We start from the raw sequence: 17,798 nt of genomic DNA, 5'->3' as shown, positions 1-17,798 counted from the left end.
GCTGCCGAGCGCGAAGGTGACGTACTGGGTCTCCGAAGAGCGAGCCGTCATGGTCAGGCGCTTTCCCGGAAGTCGGCGTCGTCGTCGTCCGGTCCACCCATGTCGAGGTCGAGCGCAAATCCACGCGCCGCCTCCTGCTGGGCTTTCACGGTCGGACGCTGCATGCGACCGGTGTTGTCAGCCTTCTTGGCGGGTGCGGCCGACTTCGGGGCACGGGCGGGAGACTGGCTGGCTGTCTGCCTCGAGGCCTGTCCGAAGGTCTTTCGCTGAGCGGCCTTGGAGCCCGCGACGGCGTTGTCGACGCGGAAGAAGGCGATCGAGGCCTGCAGTTCCTCGGCCTGGGCGGCCAGTTCCTCGGACGTCGCCGACATTTCCTCGGAGGCGCCGGCGTTCTGCTGTGTCACCTTGTCGAGCTGCTGGATCGCTTGGTTGATCTGGGAGGCGCCGATATCCTGCTCGCGGCAGGCGGCGGAGATCTCCGACACCAGTTCGGCGGTCTTGCGGATGTCCGGTACCAGACGGTTGAGCATGTCGCCGGCCTGTTGGGCGGACGCGACGGTGTCGACCGACATCTGCGAGATCTCGGTGGCGGCGGCCTGCGACCGCTCGGCGAGCTTACGCACTTCCGAGGCGACGACGGCAAAGCCGCGACCATGCTCACCGGCGCGGGCCGCTTCGACGGCGGCGTTCAGGGCCAGAAGGTCGGTCTGGCGGGCGATCTCCTGGACGATGCCGATCTTCTCGGCGATGGTCTGCATGGCAGCGACGGCCTGCGTGACGGCCTGGCCGGAGGTCTCCGCGTCCTTGGCGGACTGACGGGCGATCTTCTCGGTCTGGGCGGCGTTGTCGGCGTTCTGCTTGATGTTGGAGGCCATTTCCTCCATCGACGAGGAGGCTTCCTCGGCCGACGAGGCCTGCTCGGTGGCACCCTGGGCGATCTGCTCGGAAGCCGACGACAGCTGCTGGCTGCCGGCCGACACGTTGTCGGACGCGACCAGCGCATCGCTCACAACCGACCGCAGGCGCTCGACCATGTCGAGCAGCGACTTGCCGAGCGTGTCCTTGTCGGACAGCGGCTTCGGCGTCACGGTGAGGTTGCCGTTGGAGATCTCGGCGGCCACATTGGCGGTCTCGCGGAGATTGGCGGTCATTTTTTGCATGGCCGAGATCAGGTCCTTGATCTCGTCATTGGACTTGTGGGCGACCTCGTGGTTCAGGTCGCCGATTGCCACGGCTTCGGCCAGTTCGACGCCACGCTTCAGTCCGCCTGCGATCGACAGTGACATCCAAACCGCGATGCCAACCGAGAAAAGCGCGACGACGGTGATAAAGGACAGGAGAATGGTACGCGAAGAGGCGTAGAGGCTGTCGGTCTCCTGGTCGGTCTGACGAAGGTTGTCGGAGATTCTGGTCGACATGGAGTCCATGAGGCCAAACAGCGTGTTGTTCAGCTGCTTGGTTCCGACCATGCTTATCCGAGCGGCTTCAGCGTTGCTCTCGGTCGTATTCATATCGCCGAGATCGAGGATGCGCTTGCGCAAGGGCTCGCGCTCCTGGAAGGACTTCAGGAACTCGGTGGATTCGGCGACGATCTCGGGATCCGTCGACTTCTGAAGGGCCGTCACAAACTCGATAGTCTGTTCGGACTTGGTGTTGGATGTCTTGATGTATCCGTCGATCTGGGTTGAGTCTTGATTCAGAACGCTGTTTTTCTCGGCGCGGATGCTTTCGTTGAACGCTAGGGAAAGGCCGCGGATGTTGTTGAGGTCGGCGGCCGGGCCGTCGACGATTTCCGTGACCGCGGTGTTCAACGACGAAAGGTTGGATATGGCGAGCGTCGCCATGCCACCGACGAGGGCGATGACGAACGCGAACGACAGCGCAAGTTTGAGTTTTATGGTGAGACGCATGACACTCTATAGTCCGGTGCGGTGCCCATACCGTTTGGTTTGAGCATCTGATGGAAGGGGTGGGGAAGGGGTGTCGACTCAGCCCGGCTGGCTCGCACGGCCCTTGGAAGTAAAAATGGCTTTGAGGTCAGGGAAGATGATGAAAGCTCCTTCCCGCTGGACCAGGCATTCGATGAACTGCGGCGGCCATTTGAGGCCAACGCGCGGCGGTGGTTCGCCGCTCGCCTTTGAAAACGCCGTGACTTCGTTGACGTTGTCGGTCCTGAGTCCGATCAGCGATGGCGTTCCGTCGAGATCGAGTTCGACCACCACGATGCGACTGTCGATGGTTGCCGCCGCCGGCGGCATTCCCATGGCGACGCGAATGTCGGCGAGCGGGATCACCTTGCCGCGAAAGTTGATCACGGCGTTGACGAATGGCCGACTGCCCGGGACGATGGTCTCCGGCAGGAGATCGAGGATCTCGCGCACGATGGCCGCCTCGAGGGCAAAGGTTTCGCCGCCAACCTCGAAGGTCAGAACCTCGATCTCGTCGGCCGGTGCATCGTGGACGGCTTTGGTCTTGATGGCTAAGTCACTCATGCGATCGCGCGCAACTGCGCCTCCTGCTCCTGGCCGAGCGATACCAGGTTGGCCACATCTAGGATGAGCGCAACGGAACCGTCGCCGAGGATGGTGGCCCCTGAGAAGGTAGTCACGTCGTCATGCAGCTTGGACATCGACTTGATGACGGTCTGGTGGTGGCCGATGATCTGGTCGACGATCAAGCCAACGCGATCCTCTCCGGTCGAAACCACGACCATCTTCTGGTAGGGGTCCGGTTTGGTCCCGGTGGCGAACAGTTCGCGCAGGCGGATGAACGGCACCAGGGCATCGCGAAGCGACAGGAAGGCACGACCGCGCGAGCGCAGGTCTTCTTCCTGGCTGATCTCGATGCACTCCTCGACGGCAGGGAGCGGGATCACGTAGTGACCTTCGCCCACCCTGACGAGCAGGCCATCGATGATGGCGAGCGTCAGCGGAATGCGGAGCGAGACGGTCGATCCTTCGCCGGGACGGCTGGTGACGTCGATCGAGCCGTGCAGCGACTCGATGGCCTTCTTGACGACGTCCATGCCGACGCCACGACCGGACAGGTTGGTGACCGACGATGCCGTCGAGAAGCCGGGCTGGAAGATCAGCTGAAGCAGCTCCTGATCGGGGATTGTCGCCCCCGGCTGGATCAGCCCCGCTGTCTCCGCCTTGGCGCGGACCTTGGTCCTGTCTATGCCGCGACCGTCGTCGGTGACCGAGATGATCACCTCCCCGCCGGTCTGGCGGGCCGACAGACGAATGCTGCCCGTTTCCGGCTTGCCGGCGGCGATGCGCTCTTCGGTCGATTCAAGACCGTGATCGGCGGAGTTGCGCACCAGATGGACCAGCGGATCGGCCAGACGCTCGATCACGGTCTTGTCCATCTCGGTGCTCTCGCCGTTGGTCGACAGCTCGATCTTCTTGCCCGTATCGCGCTGAAGATCGTGCACGAGGCGACGGTACCGATCGAAAAGAGTGGCGACCGGCACCATGCGCAGCACCATCATGGTGACGCGCAGTTCGCTGCAGAGACGCTCCATCTCCTCGCTGACGGTCCGAAGACTGATGTCGGCGCCACTGGCGGCGATCTGCTGCAAGCGGGACTGGACGATCACCAACTCGCCAACGCGATCCATCAGTTCGTCAAGCCGCTCGGCGGGGACACGCACGCTCTCCACCTTGCGGCGCAGTTTCGGATCCGCGACCTCAGCGACCGAACGGCTGGTTGCATCCGCCGTCTGACGCTCGACAGGTACTTCGCCGAGAGCGGGCGCGGCCTGTGTCGCCTCCTCCGTGGTGACCGGCGAAGCAACCTCGACGAGGGGCTCGTCGCCGGTCAGCTCTTCGATCGCCAACGTCATGTCGTCCATGACGAACAGGAACACGTCCTCGATGTCGGCGCGGCTCTTGCTGGTGGTCAGAGTCACGTCCCAGGTAAAATAGAGCGCCGTCGGATCAAGCTTTTCCAAGGGCGGCAAGGCCGATCTGTCGAGAACGACGCGGCAGTCACCCATCTCCCTCAGCTCGTCGAGGAAGCTCAGGGGATTCGTGCCGTTGACGAACGTGTTCTCCGGCAGACCGAAGCGTATGCGCCAGGTCGTCGGCGCATCCGGGAGCTTGGCGATGGGGAGCTCGATGCTTGTCTCGACTGGCGAAGTGGGCGCTCCGGAAACAGCTGCCTGAAGACGCTCGAGGAGATAGCGTTCCTCGTCGGCGTCGTCGCCGCCGGGGTTCTCCACCAGGGCGCGCATATGGTCGCGGGCATCGAGCACGGCGGAAACCAGTTCCGGCGTCGCGTCGGCCAGCCCTTTGCGAACGCGGTCGAAAGCGGTTTCACAGTGATGGGTGAACGCGGCAAGCCGATCGAAGCCGAACATGGCGCCCGACCCCTTGAGGGTGTGAAGGGCGCGAAAGACGGCGTCGACCAGCGTGCGGTCGTCAAGACAATGTTCGAGATCGAGGAGGCCCTGCTCCATTTGCTCGAGCAGCTCGGCAGCTTCAATGCGGAAGATGTCCGCTGGATCGGGGGTGCTCATTTTGCCAACACCTTCTGTACGAGGCGGACCAACTGGTCGGACTCGAAAGGCTTGGTCAGCCAACCGGTGGCCCCTGCGGCTTTGGCTCGCCCCTTGAGAGCGGCGTCGGATTCGGTGGTGAGAAACAGGATCGGGACGCCGATCTGGTTCGGCAGACGCCGGACCTCTTCGATCATGCGCAAGCCGTCCATGTTGGGCATGTTGAGATCGGTTATGACGAGATCGAAACGGCTCGCCTTGGCCTTGTTGAGGCCATCAAGGCCGTCGACGGCCTCCGTCACCTTGTAGCCGGCGCCGGTCAGGGCGATACGCGTCGTCATGCGCACCGAGACCGAGTCGTCGACGGTCAGAATACTCGCGGTCACTGGGCGGTCTCCTCGTGGAGCCAGAATGAACGATCGGCAGCTGTGGCGGCCGTCATGAGGCCGCTCCGGTCCAGCGCGCGCCGAAGCTCGCCGTTGGCCGGTTCAAGAAGAGACAGGGACTTGCCCTGTTCGGCAGCTCGTTGCCTTGCTGCTTCGATGATCTGAAGGAAGCTGATGTCTACTATCGCATCGGCTGGTACGGCGAGGCGGATACTTGGGAACTTGTCCATAGCCTCGACCAAAGTAGAGTAAGATGTCCTTATGTCAGAAACACATAGATTTGAGTGCATCCGAATGACGATTGAGTTCTCCATGGAGGCCACTCCTGCTGGCCATAAAGTTGTGTAAGACAAATGCTAAATTTCTATAAACTGCATTTTTACACTGTAAAATTGATTCAAAAGGCATGAGATAAATTCAATAAAGGGCGAGGGGAGTTATTAATACTCAAGAGTCACGAGACTCGTTTTGCGAGTACTAGTGCGAGGCTAAATGACGGGAATCGCGTGCAAAGCGCTTGGAAGCAGCCACCTTGGTTGAAGGCAGACTCGTGAGAGTTGTCTGGCGCCCTCGCGATTTATCCGAGTGAAAATGTCATATTAGGTACAAATACGTACGTATTTGAGCTTATGGCTAGGCGCCCTATTTTCGTCCTGTTCTCGAATAGACGGCAGCTTTGACACCGCCGTCGGGCCGTCGTTCCACACAAGAGGAACGGGTATTCCTTTTCAATAAAAAGCAGTGTGTCTGACGGAGACTCACCGGTATCTCCGGTGATGACCCTATTTGCCGACAGGGAGAGGGGCGCTCTGCTTGGCCCAAGCCGCCGGCCCTTCTTCCTCGTCGCGGAGCGTGCGAGCCACCTCTTCGATGTCCCGCCACTTCTCGCAGAAGACGCGAACGCACTCGGGATCGAAGTGATTGCCCGAACCTCGGACGATCTCGTCGTAGGCCCGTTCCGGGCTCCAGGCTTCCTTGTAAGGCCGTGCCGAGCTCAGGGCGTCGAACACATCGGCGACGGCGGTTATGCGCGCTTCGATAGGAATGGCTTGTCCCGACAGACCGCGCGGATATCCGCTACCGTCCCACTTCTCGTGATGGCCGCCAACAATGGCTGCCGCCACCCGGATGAGGTCGGAGGTTCCGTTCTCCAGCATCCTCGCGCCGTAGTTGACGTGTTCGCGGACCGCAGTCATCTCCTCGGTGGTGAGCCGTCCCGGCTTGTTCAGGATCGCGTCGGGGACGCCGATCTTGCCGATGTCGTGCAACGGGGCAGCGAGGTAGATCATCCGGCAGAGGTGCGGATCCAGCGACAGCCCCTCCGCAATAAGCCGGCTAATTGCCGCTACGCGCGATATGTGTGCGCCGGTGCCGCCATCGCGCATCTCAATGGCTCGCGCCAACCGCCAGATCATTTCCTCCTCGCGCAACACAAGATCGGCGGTGGCCTGGCTCACGGCTTCTTCCAGGCGATGGGCTTGGGTGGCAAGCTCTACCTGGGTGCGCCTAAGCGACATCAGGTTGGTGACCCGGGCTCGCAGCTCGATCGGGTCGAAAGGCTTGTTCAGGAAGTCGTTGACGCCGGCAATAAGGGCCTTGAGCCTTATTTCGCTATCCCGCTCGGCAGTGATCATCACGATTGGGATGGCGTGGTACTCGGGGCGCAGACGAAGGGTCTCGGTCACCTCGATGCCCGTGAGGTTGGGCATGAGATAGTCGACCACGACAAGATCGTACTGCCGTGTCGTGGCGAGGGCCAAGGCATCCTCAGGCCTTTCGCACAGATCGAGAGTCAGATCCGGCACGTCGGTCAAGGCCGCGCCCATCCACAACAAAACCGACTTACTGTCATCAATGATCAACGCGCGCATCGGATCACGGTCCTGTCCGATGCGTCGTGACTTCATCTCTGCACAACTGGTGCTTCTCCAACGGCAACAATCAGAAGGGAAGGCAAGCCGCGACGCGCTTCTGGCTTCGGCATTGGTGGACTGGCTTTGCTGGTATCCGGTCGGGCGAGGGGTAATAGCTTCTGACCAGACAAAGCATAAACTGGTCATGCCAGAAAAGAGTGAAATAAGGGTTTGTCCTAAAAGTGCATTTCGAAGAGATGATGATCTTTGGCAGCGTGGGGCGCGGTCGCGGATGGTGCTACATCGAGATTTTAGCTCAGTATTCCGCGAAGGTCAGGCCAATCTCGCCTGCGGTGCGCAACCCGGCCTCGGCCGAGCCACGCGCTTCGGACCGTTCGAAAGATCGTTCAGGAAAGGTGAAGAAATCGTGGTCGATGGCGAGACGCGGCAAGGCCGACATCCGCTGCCGCAGGCTTGTGCAGACCGGACACCCGCCAGGGTGCTCCCGCTTGCTGAGGGCGGTCGTATTGAGGGCGCCTGGGCATCGGAAGAGGCTTGGCGCGAAATTCGTCGCGCCAAGCCGCCTGGTCAGCCATTTTCGAGGCAAGGGCGTAGAACATGTCCGACGCGCATCGGGCGCCAACATGTCGACCTGTCGTTTGGGCTTAGCTCCGGACGCAAGCAGAGCTTCATCTTTCCGGAGCTGCCCTAGTCGTTGAAGTAGAAATTGCCAACCTTGCACACATTTACGTGGTGCTTGATGCTTTCGACGCCGTCGTTGAACAGGGCTCGGAAGTCGTATTGGCAGTGTCCAGTTCCATCGTCGATGTCGATGTCGATGGAATCGCCGGGCAGAACGACATCGTCGCCCAGAATGTCCTCTTCCCACTTTTTCGCGTCGACATTGGATGCGAAGAACATCTTCATGGTCGTCGATGTCGAGTTGATGATGGTGACATGCCTGTCCGCCGCCGCAGCGTTTCCGACAAGGAGCAGCAAGGCGACCGGCAATATCGAGAGCGAGCGAATGGCCACATCCGATCCTTTCGGGCTAGAGCATCCGCCGATCAGGTTGACTCAACCTGATCGAAGAGCGGCTACTCCTGTAAACAAGCCTGGAGTCTTCGCTTGACGACCGAATGTTTCAGTTTGGTCGTCGAAGGCTCTGGAGCAACTCCCACAAGAGTGGGAGCCGGTTTTGCGTCCGGAGTTGCGTGAAAACAAAGAGATAGAGCATGTTGGCGAACCAGGGTTCGCCGGACGTGCTCTGGGGGGAGGCGGTACCCCTCGAGGCGCCCGCCTCGCCTTTCAGTCTCAGTTGAAGAGATCGAGAATCTTCTGGTCGGGATTGCCGTTGCACTCCTTGGCAACGTCCTGAACGTTCTGGCCCATCTGGTCCGGATCGATGACAGTGTTACCCGAGGCATTGCTGAGGTAGCCGTCAATCCAGAAAATGGTCGGCATGATGCCGTCGGGATCGGCCATGAACTCCTTGCAGGTGAGCTCGGCCATGTCCACTTTCTGACCCGCACACGCGATGGTTGGAAGGGCCGTCAGGCACGCCAACGAAGCGACCGTGATCATAATGGTCTTCATGTTCTTCTCCAGTTTGGACAGCACTGGCGAGAACCTTCGAAGCCTTCCGTGAGGCAGCCCCAAGCCAGCGCCTTCTCGATGGCGGCAATCCCATCGACGCGTCGCGGACGACACCTAGGACAATGGGCGCGACGTTGTCTGTCCGGGAATTGGCGGACAACGCAATGAAATATTTAAGCTATTCTGGTTATCGGCTCTTGTTGCCCGCCGGGGCTCGTCCTATTGCTGGACGGTGGTGGCGAGGCGGTCGGCATGAAAGATGAGGCGAACCTGGGGCAAGGCGCAAAGGGGCTCGAGGCCGCACTTGCCTGCGTTGTTCTCCTATTCTGTGCCATCCTCTGGGTAATATTCAGCGCAACCGACAATCGAACCATCGCCGAACTCGACGCTCGGGACGGTGTTGCTACGGTTCCCGAAGAGCTCCTCGACAGTGGTCAAGTCTTTGCCCTGAGCGGCCCCTGGCAGGTTTTCTGGGGGCATCTGCTCACGCCTGAGGATCTTCAGCGCCAGGACGCGCCGAAGCCGACCGGGGCGCTTCGATTCCCGGGCTCCTGGAGCGGGCATCGTTTCGGAGATGCAGTCGCGGGGGCGGCCGGGGCGGCCACCTTTCGCCTCCGCCTCGACCCGCCGGGCGGCAAGAGGGCGCTGACGCTTCGCCTGTTCGATCTGCGTCTTGCCTATCGGCTGTGGGCCAACGGAACCCTCGTGGCAGAAAGCGGCAGGCCGGGACTGGATGCAGCCACGGAGCTGGCCGACAGGTCGCTCGTCCTTGCCCCCATCGAGATGACCGGGCGGCCGGTTGATCTGGTTCTGCAAGTATCCAACCATGGATTTCGCCAAGGCGGGGTCGGCGACCCGATTTTGCTTGCCAAGTCGGGCGTCCTCCAGACCGCTCGTGACCGGGTATGGATCTTCTCGGCCTTCTTCTGCGGCGTCCTGCTCGTCGCGGGTACATATCACCTGTTGATCCACTTCCTGCGTCCCAGGGAGGTTTCCTTCCTTTACTTCGGAACGTACTGTCTTCTGATCTTCGGATATGCGGCCAACTCGAACTCGACCTACTGGCTTTCGCGCGCCGTCGTTCCCGGGTGGATCAGCCCCGCAGCGCTCGATGAGTTTGCCCTTGTCTGCTATGCTCTTTCCGGCGCGATCATCTATCGCTTCTACCGGGGCCTCTTTCCGTCAGACATATCCAGACGCCTGCAAGTGGTCTCCGACCTGCGTGCCGTTGTGTTCCTGCTGTCCGAACTCGCGCTGCCACCGATCTGGCGATCATGGCTGGTCGTGCTGCTGATGCTGGCTGGCTTGGCGTTCACCGCCTATTATCTGGTTCGGTTGTCCGTCTGTGTCATGAGGCGTAGACCGGGCGCGATTCTTCTGTTTTCCGGCGCGGTCTTGCTGGCCTCCACCAGTATTCACGACGTACTCGTTCATGCCGACATCGTCGAGGGCGAGTACATGATCCTCTATGGTCTGTTCGCGCTCGTCCTCTTTCAGTCCTCGGCGTTGGCCATGCGCCATGTCCAAAGCTTTCAGATGGCGGAGCGTTTATCGGAAGACCTTCACAACAATCTGGATGCGCTCAAGGCGGAAATGAAGCGACGCCGCGACCTCGAAGCGGAGGTCGTGCGGGTCAGTGAGGAGGAGCGTCGCCGCGTCAGCTACCAGATTCACGACGGCCTTTGCCAGCAACTCACCGCGGCGCGTCTGAGATACTCGATGTTGTCCGGGGTTGCCGCCGTGAAGGACACTCCGCCAATGATCGAACTCGGACGAGTTCTGTCGGAGGCGGCGGAGGATGCCTATGCCCTGTCGCGCGGGATGTGGCCGGTCGAGCACGACACCGCTCTCACTGGCCCGACAATCGGCGAACTTGTGGAAAGCGCGAGACGGACGAGCGGCATAGAGATCAACCTCACCCAGAACTGGCCTTGCGCGAGCTGCGCGGGAGAGAACCTCGGTGTTTTGCAGCGGATCGCGCAGGAAGCGCTTGCCAACGCGGTCCGGCACGCCGGCGCGACGCGCATCGACGTTTCACTGGTTTGCGAGGATGGGGCGACGAGGCTCGAGGTCAAGGATGATGGTGCGGGCCTACTGACCGATGCCACTCCTGACGGGGCTCGGCAGCTTCGGCAAAGACGGGCGCCGGGATCGCATCCGGAGGCACGTGAAAACAACAGGATAGACCGTACGTGCGGACCGGGTTCATCAGGTCTTGCTCTTGGCGGCCTGGGGCTTCGGATCATGCGGCATCGGGCCAGTGCCATCGGGGCGGAGTTCTCGATCGAGGGGTCGCCCGGTGGCGGAACAGTCGTCAGATGTTGCGCCCCGTGCGAGAATAGAACCTGTTCGGAGGTTGCATCGTGAAGGCAGCGTCCCTCGCCTGTGTGGTTCTCTTGGTCGATGATCATCCCGCCGTATTGCAGGGGCTCGCCGCCCTTCTGGTCTCGAGTGGGCTTGAGCCCCCTCTGCAAACGTCGACGATCGAGGGGGCGCGTGCGATAGCCGGAGAGACCGAGATCGACCTCGCCATTATCGACCTTTCGCTTGAGCGCGGGGATGGGCTGGATCTCGTCCCCGATCTCACTGGTCGGGGCGCGCGCGTGATTGTCTACTCGATGTTTGAGGACGCTCGGACAATCCGGCGTTCTCTCCAGTATGGGGTCCTCGGATACGTTACCAAACGCGATGACCCGGCCTGTCTTCTTGACGCGGTGGATCATGTTCGCCGAGGCGAGTCCTATCTTTCGGTTCGGGCTGCCGGCGCGCTGTGCGAGGCCGACGGTACCACGCAAGGCAAGGAGCTAAGCGAACGTGAGCGGCAGGTCCTGTCTCTGATGGGGCAGGGGGAAAGCAATATCGGCATCGCGGCAACGCTCGGTATCAGTGTGCGAACTGTCGAGACCTATTACGCCCGCATCAGCGAGAAGCTGGATCTTTCGCTGAGCGTCAGGGACCTTCGGAAATACGCTATCCGCCACTTCAACGAATAGGTCGTACTTGAGCGCTCCGCAGCCATCCCGCGGCTCAAACCGCCGTGCCGGGGACGCTATTGTCTCAGCGGAATGAACCGCTCAGGGTCTTCAATGCGTCCGGCAGGTTGGACAGGGCTTGCAGAAGCGTTTGCGTGTTCCCGCCGTTCATGGCGCTGGAATCTTGTGAGAACGCGTTCAAGGCGAACAGGAAGACTGCCATCAGAATGAGCCGGTTCACGACGAGCGTCAGAAGCCACCTGATCATATTACAGGCTCGGTCAGCTCCCTGACCCGTCGAGCCAGCATGTCGCGTTCGTCCTTCAGCTTCCGTATCTGGCGTGCCACCTCGATAGAGACGACTGTCCCGGTGTCCTTTTCCTCAACGAACGAGACGCCCACCGACTTTGCCTGCCGCCAGACCACCTTCACCCGGCGGCTGTGGCCCTTCAGGGGAATGAGCAGGTCCAGCTCGCTGGGCACCTGTACAGGATCGGAAAAATCGAGCTTCGCTCCGCTCTCCGACATGTTTCGGACCAGGCAATTGATGGTACACCAGCGGTTGTTGAAGGCGACCTGGCCTCCCAAATAGGTACGCCCCCGATGCTCTTTGCGCCGATCAAGCATTGGAAATGCCTTTCTTTGAAACACATGGATACGTTTTGCTCCTATTCGGAGCAAGGCGGGTGCCAATGCAGTTCAGAGTAGCAATCCGGATGTTTCGTTCGGCGGTACCATCTCGGTGTTGGCTGATCCCGCATGCCGTTCGGCGATGCTCCCCGCTTTACTGGTATGCCCCCGCCCTCGTGGAAGGCTCACGGCATATTCCTAGGCAGCTCTTGGCATGCCGGCGGCCTGGCGAAACGAGATCAGTTTCCGGCTCTGCTCATCCCAGAGGACCAGCTTCACGCATCTCAGGCTTTGCCGGAGCGTGATCCTGCCCATTTGAGCAAGTTCGGGATGGTTCCGGAGAACCTCCGGCAGGCGATAGTAGGGAACCTTGCTGGAGAGGTGATGCACATGGTGGATGCCGATGTTGGCCGTCACCCAACGCAACACAGGTGGCAGATCGTAGTGGGAGGCCCCACGCAGCGCGGCCTTGGGAAACTCCCACTCAGGCTCTTTCGACCAGTGCGTTTCCTCGAACTGGTGCTGCACATAGAACAGCCATACGCCGATTGAGCCAGCCAGCAAGACGATCGGCAGGTGAACGATGAAGAAGGACGCGGGTCCGATCGCCCAGATCAACAACACGGCAATCATGACGATCGCGACGTTGGTCGCCATGGTCGACATCCACGGAAGGACGCCGCCGCGCATCATGCCGAATGGCAGGCGTTGCTGGATCAGGAAAAGCCAGACAGGGCCAACGCCGAACATCACGAGAGGATGACGGTAAAAGCGGTATCCGATCCGCCCCCATCGGGAGCGCGCGTAGTACTCGGTGACGGTAAGGGTCGTGATGTCGCCCACGCCGCGCTCGTCGAGATTGCCGGCGGAGGCGTGATGCGTGGCATGTGCCCTTCGCCAATAGTCATAGGGGGTGAGCGTGAGGACGCCGAGGATGCGACCTGTCCAGTCATCGAAGCGTCGCCGGGCGAAGAACGCGCCATGGCCGCAATCGTGCTGGATCATGAACAGCCGCACCAGAAAGCCGGCCGCCGGAATGATCAGGATCAGCCCCCACCAGAAGCCGTAATGGACAGCGGCCCAGGTCAGCAGCCACAGGCCGACAAAAGGCAGGGCCGTCACCGCCAGCTCGAACACACTGCGTCCCAGATGGGGCGTGCGATACTTCGACAGGCGCTTGAGCCAAGTCTTCTCCGAGCCCTCGGGGATGGTGGCAATCGGTTCCGCTATCATTGTTGATGGCCTGCATTCTGTTGGGCTGCTGCGCGAGAATGGCGCTCGGCACGTGTGCGGAGACGATCCGTCTCGATTTCGTCGCCTGCCTGGATGCTTCCGCGGGCGAGCTGCGCATACGCTCGATTCGGCTTTTCAGGCGAGCCAGCGCCGTGCTTGCCAGGATAGTGCCTCAAGCCCTTGATGCGGCTTACCCCGCAAAGCTTGGTCTATCGGGATGATTGACAGCGACGAACGCGGACCAAGCACCAATTGTGTCGCCGCTTCTGACACGGCATCGCAGTCTGCGAATGACTTATCCTACCATTGCGGCCTTTTCATGTATCCAGCGGCGATGGTCGTATTGATGAAGACGCTGCCATTTCTCCGGATTGATGTCCAGCTCGGCGTTGAACTTGTTCCCGAACGACGGATTATCTTGCTACGGGCATGGCTGTCGCTGGGCAGCCTATGGGCGATGCGACCTCCCTCCCGTCAGGTTCCGCGACGGGCGCGCACGACTTCCGGCACCTCCCGCCGAGTCAGGGCCTTGCCCGTGCTGTCGAACAGGTGACAGGACGCGGCGGCAAAGCTCAGGTCCGTCGTCTCGCCCAGCGAGATCAGCGTCGTGCCGTCGATGATGCCCTTGAGGTCGAGGCCGTTGTTGGTGGTGATCTCGACCAGCGTTTCGTGTCCAAGCCGTTCCACGAGTTCGACGCGACCATTGACGGTGATGCCGTCCGTCTTGCCGTGGCGCATGTCCTCCGGCCGAATCCCGAGCGTTGCCCTGTCTCCGACCGCCGCCTTGCCGGGATCGATGGGCAGGAGAGCCTCGCCGATGTCCGGAGCGGCCACCTTGACGCCGTCCGCGGACACCCCCGCCACCGTCACCTCGATGTAGTTCATCTTGGGAGAGCCGATGAAGCCGGCGACGAACAGGTTGGCCGGCGTGTGGTAGAGCTCCATCGGCGTGCCGATCTGCTGGGCGTAGCCGCCTTCCAGGACGACGATCTTGTCGGCCAGGGTCATTGCCTCGACCTGGTCGTGGGTGACGTAGATCATCGTCGCGCCGAGGTCGCGGTGCAGCTTGGCGATCTCGGCTCGGGTGTTGACGCGCAGGGCGGCGTCGAGGTTGGAGAGCGGCTCGTCGAACAGGAACACTTCCGGATTGCGCACGATGGCGCGGCCGATGGCAACGCGCTGGCGCTGGCCGCCGGAGAGCTGTTTCGGCAGCCGGTCGAGATAGGGCTCAAGCTTCAGGATCTCGGCGGCCTTCTTGACCTTGGCGTCCACCTCGGCCTTGGGCGCCTTGGCGATATGCAGGCCGAAGGCCATGTTGTCGTAGACCGTCTTGTGCGGATAGAGCGCATAGGACTGGAACACCATGGCGATGCCGCGATCCTTCGGCTCGAGGTTGTTGACCACCCGGCCGCCGATTTCCATCGTGCCGGCGGTGATCTCCTCAAGCCCCGCCACCATGCGCAAGAGCGTCGACTTGCCGCAGCCCGACGGGCCCACGAACACGACGAACTCGCCATCGGCGATGTCGAGATCGACGCCCTTGATGACCTCGACGGCGCCATAGCTCTTGCGCACCGACTTCATGCTGAGGCTGGCCATGATGCGATAGTCTCCCTGGAATGTCCGTTCGTTGTGGTGACCGGCCGACTTTGTGGCCGGTCACCCTGCTGGCTCAGCCTTCGACGTGGAGGAGGCCGGTCTTCGGATCGCGCGTCACCGGAACGGGATCGCCGACATAGCCGCCGAACGTGTCCGGTGTCGGATGGTTGGCAAAACTCATGAACAGCAGCCCCTCGTCGGCGAACACGATCTTGCCGGCATAGCGCTGGCCGCTGTTCGCCGCCCCGTCCAGGAATGGGCCGGGTGCGACCGTCCAGGGGCCGAGATGGCTGTCGGCGACGAGATAGTGCGTGCCGCTGACCGGGGCGGTCGGGGCCCCTGCCGCATAGGCCTCGGACCAGTGCACGCTGGCGGTACAGAACAGCATGTACCACTTGCCCTCGATCTCGAAGACCTGCGGAACCTCGAGCTGGCCGAAGTCGCCGCCGGCATAGATCGGCGGTTCGAGCGTCCAGGTGAAGAGATCGGGTGACCGGGCAAAGCCGATGGCGCCGCGGGCGTTCATCTCGTTGCCGACCGGCACGCGGGCGGTGAAGTACATCACCCAGCCGTCGCCGGCCGGATCTCGCATCACCCACGGATCGCGCATCGCCCGGTCGCCCCAGATGCCCGGCTCCCACTCCTCGTACCAGCGGGTATCGATGTCGAGGATGAGGCCATTGCCAACGCGCGTCCAGGTGAAGAGGTCGGGCGAGGTGGCATGGCCGATGCGCTGGTACATGCAGTCCTCGTCGCGCCTATTGGCGGTGTAGAACTGATGCCAGAGGCCATCGTCGCCCTTCACCACCGAGCCGGTCCAGGTGCAGAGGTCATCCCACGCCGGCCCGTCGGTTGATGGGCCGAAGCAAGTGCCATGGTGGGTCCAGTTGCGGAGATCCCGGGACGTGGCGTGGCCATAGCTGGCGTTGCGATGGCGCTTGTGCGGGTCGATCAGCGACTTCGGGGCCTGCAAGTGGAAGATGTGCCAGTCCTCGCCATCCCTGGCCAGCCAGAAGTCCCATATCCATTTGTCGTCGAGTGAAAGGGTCACGATTATCGTTCCATGCTGAGCCGATCCGATGGAAGTCGGAGCGGCGAGAAAACACGTGGGCGCAGCGTCACCCCTTGATGCCTGTGGAGGCGATCGAGGTGATGAAGGCGCGTTGCAGGGCGAGGTAGAAGGCCAGCACCGGCACTGTGATCATCGACAGGTAGGCCATCACCTGTCCCCAGTCGGTGTTGAGCTGGAAGAAGTATTGCAGGCCCACCATCACCGGCCGGTACTGCTCCGACTGGGTCACCATCAGCGGCCACAGATACTGGTTGTACATGGCGAGGAAGCGCAGGATGGCGGCGGTGGCGATCACCGGGCCGGAGATCGGCATGATCACCTTGGCGTAGATCTGGAACCAGGAGGCGCCGTCGATCCGGGCCGCTTCGATCAGGTCGCGCGGCAGGTCTCGGAAATACTGCACGAACAGGAAGACGGTGAGCGCATCCGACAGGAAGGGGACGATCTGCACCCGGTAGCTGTTGAGCCAGCCCCATTCGATGCCGTGGAGCCCGACCCAGGGGAGATTGTTGACCACCAGAAGAAGCGGGATGGCGATGGTCTCGAGCGGGACGATCAGCGTGGCGATGACCACCGACAACATGACGTCCTTGCCCTTCCAGTCTAGGAAGGCAAACGAGAAGCCGGCCATCGAGCAGATGACGAGGTTGAGCACCACCGTCACCGAGGTGATGAAGATCGAGTTGAAGATGAACAGGGCCACTGGCGCGCGGGCAAAGCTCGCCGTGTAGTTGTCGAGCGAGATATTGCCCACCGGCAGGAAGGCGCGGATGGAGGAGGTGTCGGACAGAAGCTGCAAGGACGGCTTCAGCGACGACACCAGCATGAACACCAGCGGGAAGACGAAGATCAGCGCCACCAGAACGAGGATGGCATAGCGCATGAACAGAGACGTCGCGCGGGTTTCGGGTGTGCGGGATGACATCAGGTCCGCTCCCTCGTGAGATAGCGCTGGATCAGCGAGATGGAGAGCACGATGAGGAACAGCAGCACCGAGATGGCCGAGCCGCCGGCGATATCCTGCTGGCCGTAGCCACGCTGGACGGCCTGGTAGACCAGCGATTGGGTGCTGTCGATCGGTCCGCCGTTGGTCATCACGTCGACCTGCGTGAACAGGGCGAAGGCTTGCATTGTGATGACGATCAACACCAGGACGGCGGTGTTCCTGAGGCCCGGCCAGGTGACGTGGACGAAGGTCTGGAGGCGGCTGGCGCCTTCGATGCGCGCTGCCTCGTAGAGATGCTCGGGGATGGTTTGAAGGCCGGACAGCCAGATCACCATGTGGAAGCCCACGGCCTGCCAGATCGACATGGCGATCATGGCGCCGAAGGCCGTCGAGGTGTTGCCGAGCCAGTCGACCGGCTTGAAGCCGCCGAAGGTGAGGAAGGCGAGCAGCGTGTTGAGCAGGCCGTTCTGCCCGTCGTAGATGAAGCGCCATAACAAGGCCACCACCACCATCGACACAACGACCGGCATGAAGAAGATCGCCCTGAAGGCGTTGATGCCCTTGAGCTTCTGATTGACCAGGAGTGCGAGGCCGAGCGCAAGCGCGCCTTGGAGCGGGGCGACGATCAACACGAACAGGAAGGTGTTGACGAGCGCCCGCATGAACACGACGTCCGAGGCGAGTAGGTAGATGCGGTTCTCCCCCCACGACCAGGAGATCCACTCGCGCATGCCATTGAGATGCGGGTAGTCGGGATTGTTGCGCGTGTACCCGCGTAGCCGCGGATAGGTCGGTGCGCCGTCGTCACCAAGGATGAGGTCGCCATTTTCGCCGCGCAAGGGTTCGAGCGTCAGCGTTCCGACGCCGAGCAGACTTTCGAAGTTGCGCAACCCGACATACTCGGTCGGGTTGGGGGAGATCAGCCGCTGGTTGGTGAACGACAGCCCGAACGCCAGAAAGAACGGCAGGATGAGGAAGACGGCGAGGATGACGAGGCTGGGGCCGGCCATCAG

18 protein-coding genes are annotated in these 17,798 nt (G+C 61.6%); 2 read left to right on the top strand and 16 right to left on the bottom strand.

Features of this window, described 5'->3' with window-relative positions; all coding sequences use genetic code 11:
* Window positions 1–53: 53 nt before the first annotated feature.
* The 9 genes from M4J40_RS17050 to M4J40_RS17015 all read right to left on the bottom strand — a co-directional run bounded on the left by M4J40_RS17050 (window position 54) and on the right by M4J40_RS17015 (window position 8,333).
* Window positions 54–1,910: a methyl-accepting chemotaxis protein gene (locus tag M4J40_RS17050; protein WP_251755583.1), complete on the bottom strand. Its 1,857-nt coding sequence runs from the start codon at window positions 1,908–1,910 to the stop codon at window positions 54–56.
* Window positions 1,911–1,988: 78 nt separating this feature from the next.
* Entirely contained in the window at window positions 1,989–2,492 is a 504-nt protein-coding gene (locus M4J40_RS17045) for a chemotaxis protein CheW (protein ID WP_251755582.1), read from the bottom strand.
* Window positions 2,489–4,519: a chemotaxis protein CheA gene (locus tag M4J40_RS17040; protein WP_251755581.1), complete on the bottom strand. Its 2,031-nt coding sequence runs from the start codon at window positions 4,517–4,519 to the stop codon at window positions 2,489–2,491. Before M4J40_RS17040 ends, M4J40_RS17045 begins: the two co-directional genes overlap by 4 nt.
* Window positions 4,516–4,884, bottom strand: a complete 369-nt coding sequence (locus M4J40_RS17035; RefSeq protein ID WP_251755580.1) for a response regulator — start codon at window positions 4,882–4,884, stop codon at window positions 4,516–4,518. The genes M4J40_RS17040 and M4J40_RS17035 overlap by 4 nt, the downstream gene beginning before the upstream one ends.
* Window positions 4,881–5,198 (bottom strand): hypothetical protein, encoded by a 318-nt coding sequence (locus M4J40_RS17030; RefSeq protein ID WP_251755579.1) that lies wholly within the window; start codon window positions 5,196–5,198, stop codon window positions 4,881–4,883. Before M4J40_RS17030 ends, M4J40_RS17035 begins: the two co-directional genes overlap by 4 nt.
* Before the next feature lie 468 nt (window positions 5,199–5,666).
* Window positions 5,667–6,755: an HD domain-containing phosphohydrolase gene (locus M4J40_RS17025; protein ID WP_251755578.1), complete on the bottom strand. Its 1,089-nt coding sequence runs from the start codon at window positions 6,753–6,755 to the stop codon at window positions 5,667–5,669.
* Between the two features lie 298 nt (window positions 6,756–7,053).
* On the bottom strand, window positions 7,054–7,188 hold the full coding sequence (locus tag M4J40_RS22435; protein ID WP_257235236.1) for a hypothetical protein: 135 nt from the start codon (window positions 7,186–7,188) through the stop codon (window positions 7,054–7,056).
* Between the two features lie 257 nt (window positions 7,189–7,445).
* Window positions 7,446–7,772 carry a hypothetical protein gene (locus M4J40_RS17020; RefSeq protein ID WP_251755577.1) on the bottom strand — a complete coding sequence of 109 codons (327 nt, stop codon included), beginning with the start codon at window positions 7,770–7,772 and terminating at the stop codon, window positions 7,446–7,448.
* 279 nt (window positions 7,773–8,051) lie between these two features.
* Window positions 8,052–8,333, bottom strand: coding sequence for an HdeA/HdeB family chaperone (locus M4J40_RS17015; RefSeq protein ID WP_251755576.1), 282 nt, complete (start codon window positions 8,331–8,333; stop codon window positions 8,052–8,054).
* Between the two features lie 252 nt (window positions 8,334–8,585).
* Here M4J40_RS17015 and M4J40_RS17010 point away from each other — a divergent pair, with 252 nt between their 5' ends.
* Both M4J40_RS17010 and M4J40_RS17005 read left to right on the top strand, forming a co-directional pair.
* The gene (locus M4J40_RS17010; protein ID WP_251755575.1) at window positions 8,586–10,700 is read left to right on the top strand and encodes a 7TM diverse intracellular signaling domain-containing protein; all 2,115 of its coding nucleotides are present in this window, start codon (window positions 8,586–8,588) and stop codon (window positions 10,698–10,700) included.
* Complete coding sequence (locus tag M4J40_RS17005) at window positions 10,697–11,326, top strand: response regulator (protein ID WP_251755574.1); 630 nt, start codon at window positions 10,697–10,699, stop codon at window positions 11,324–11,326. The genes M4J40_RS17010 and M4J40_RS17005 overlap by 4 nt, the downstream gene beginning before the upstream one ends.
* A gap of 64 nt (window positions 11,327–11,390) precedes the next feature.
* Here M4J40_RS17005 and M4J40_RS17000 read toward each other — a convergent pair whose 3' ends face one another.
* From M4J40_RS17000 to M4J40_RS16970, 7 genes are all read right to left on the bottom strand, one after another.
* Complete coding sequence (locus tag M4J40_RS17000; protein ID WP_251755573.1) at window positions 11,391–11,573, bottom strand: hypothetical protein; 183 nt, start codon at window positions 11,571–11,573, stop codon at window positions 11,391–11,393.
* Window positions 11,570–11,932: a PilZ domain-containing protein gene (locus M4J40_RS16995; RefSeq protein WP_251755572.1), complete on the bottom strand. Its 363-nt coding sequence runs from the start codon at window positions 11,930–11,932 to the stop codon at window positions 11,570–11,572. The genes M4J40_RS17000 and M4J40_RS16995 overlap by 4 nt, the downstream gene beginning before the upstream one ends.
* 201 nt (window positions 11,933–12,133) lie before the next feature.
* A complete protein-coding gene (locus M4J40_RS16990) occupies window positions 12,134–13,168 on the bottom strand; it encodes a fatty acid desaturase (protein ID WP_251755571.1) in 1,035 nt (344 codons plus the stop codon).
* Window positions 13,169–13,642: 474 nt separating this feature from the next.
* Window positions 13,643–14,767 carry an ABC transporter ATP-binding protein gene (locus M4J40_RS16985; protein ID WP_257235235.1) on the bottom strand — a complete coding sequence of 375 codons (1,125 nt, stop codon included), beginning with the start codon at window positions 14,765–14,767 and terminating at the stop codon, window positions 13,643–13,645.
* Window positions 14,768–14,840: 73 nt separating this feature from the next.
* Entirely contained in the window at window positions 14,841–15,818 is a 978-nt protein-coding gene (locus tag M4J40_RS16980) for a hypothetical protein (RefSeq protein WP_251755570.1), read from the bottom strand.
* A gap of 67 nt (window positions 15,819–15,885) precedes the next feature.
* Window positions 15,886–16,764 (bottom strand): carbohydrate ABC transporter permease, encoded by an 879-nt coding sequence (locus tag M4J40_RS16975; RefSeq protein ID WP_251755569.1) that lies wholly within the window; start codon window positions 16,762–16,764, stop codon window positions 15,886–15,888.
* Window positions 16,764–17,795: a carbohydrate ABC transporter permease gene (locus M4J40_RS16970; RefSeq protein WP_251755568.1), complete on the bottom strand. Its 1,032-nt coding sequence runs from the start codon at window positions 17,793–17,795 to the stop codon at window positions 16,764–16,766. Before M4J40_RS16970 ends, M4J40_RS16975 begins: the two co-directional genes overlap by 1 nt.
* Between the last annotated feature and the right edge of the window lie 3 nt (window positions 17,796–17,798).

Origin of the sequence: Pleomorphomonas sp. JP5 (assembly GCF_023721815.1) — a bacterium.
Lineage (GTDB): Bacteria > Pseudomonadota > Alphaproteobacteria > Rhizobiales > Pleomorphomonadaceae > Pleomorphomonas.
This window is presented reverse-complemented; position numbering and strand designations above follow the sequence as displayed.

Coding starts and splice junctions, on each gene's coding strand:
- M4J40_RS17045 (WP_251755582.1), bottom strand. CDS start 2,492: ATGAGTGACTTAGCCATCAAGACCAAAGCCGTCCACGATGCACCGGCC.
- M4J40_RS16985 (WP_257235235.1), bottom strand. CDS start 14,767: ATGGCCAGCCTCAGCATGAAGTCGGTGCGCAAGAGCTATGGCGCCGTC.
- M4J40_RS16970 (WP_251755568.1), bottom strand. CDS start 17,795: ATGGCCGGCCCCAGCCTCGTCATCCTCGCCGTCTTCCTCATCCTGCCG.
- M4J40_RS16995 (WP_251755572.1), bottom strand. CDS start 11,932: ATGCTTGATCGGCGCAAAGAGCATCGGGGGCGTACCTATTTGGGAGGC.
- M4J40_RS17025 (WP_251755578.1), bottom strand. CDS start 6,755: ATGCGCGCGTTGATCATTGATGACAGTAAGTCGGTTTTGTTGTGGATG.
- M4J40_RS17050 (WP_251755583.1), bottom strand. CDS start 1,910: ATGCGTCTCACCATAAAACTCAAACTTGCGCTGTCGTTCGCGTTCGTC.
- M4J40_RS17015 (WP_251755576.1), bottom strand. CDS start 8,333: ATGAAGACCATTATGATCACGGTCGCTTCGTTGGCGTGCCTGACGGCC.
- M4J40_RS16990 (WP_251755571.1), bottom strand. CDS start 13,168: ATGATAGCGGAACCGATTGCCACCATCCCCGAGGGCTCGGAGAAGACT.
- M4J40_RS17030 (WP_251755579.1), bottom strand. CDS start 5,198: ATGGAGAACTCAATCGTCATTCGGATGCACTCAAATCTATGTGTTTCT.
- M4J40_RS17000 (WP_251755573.1), bottom strand. CDS start 11,573: ATGATCAGGTGGCTTCTGACGCTCGTCGTGAACCGGCTCATTCTGATG.
- M4J40_RS16975 (WP_251755569.1), bottom strand. CDS start 16,764: ATGTCATCCCGCACACCCGAAACCCGCGCGACGTCTCTGTTCATGCGC.
- M4J40_RS17010 (WP_251755575.1), top strand. CDS start 8,586: ATGAAAGATGAGGCGAACCTGGGGCAAGGCGCAAAGGGGCTCGAGGCC.
- M4J40_RS17040 (WP_251755581.1), bottom strand. CDS start 4,519: ATGAGCACCCCCGATCCAGCGGACATCTTCCGCATTGAAGCTGCCGAG.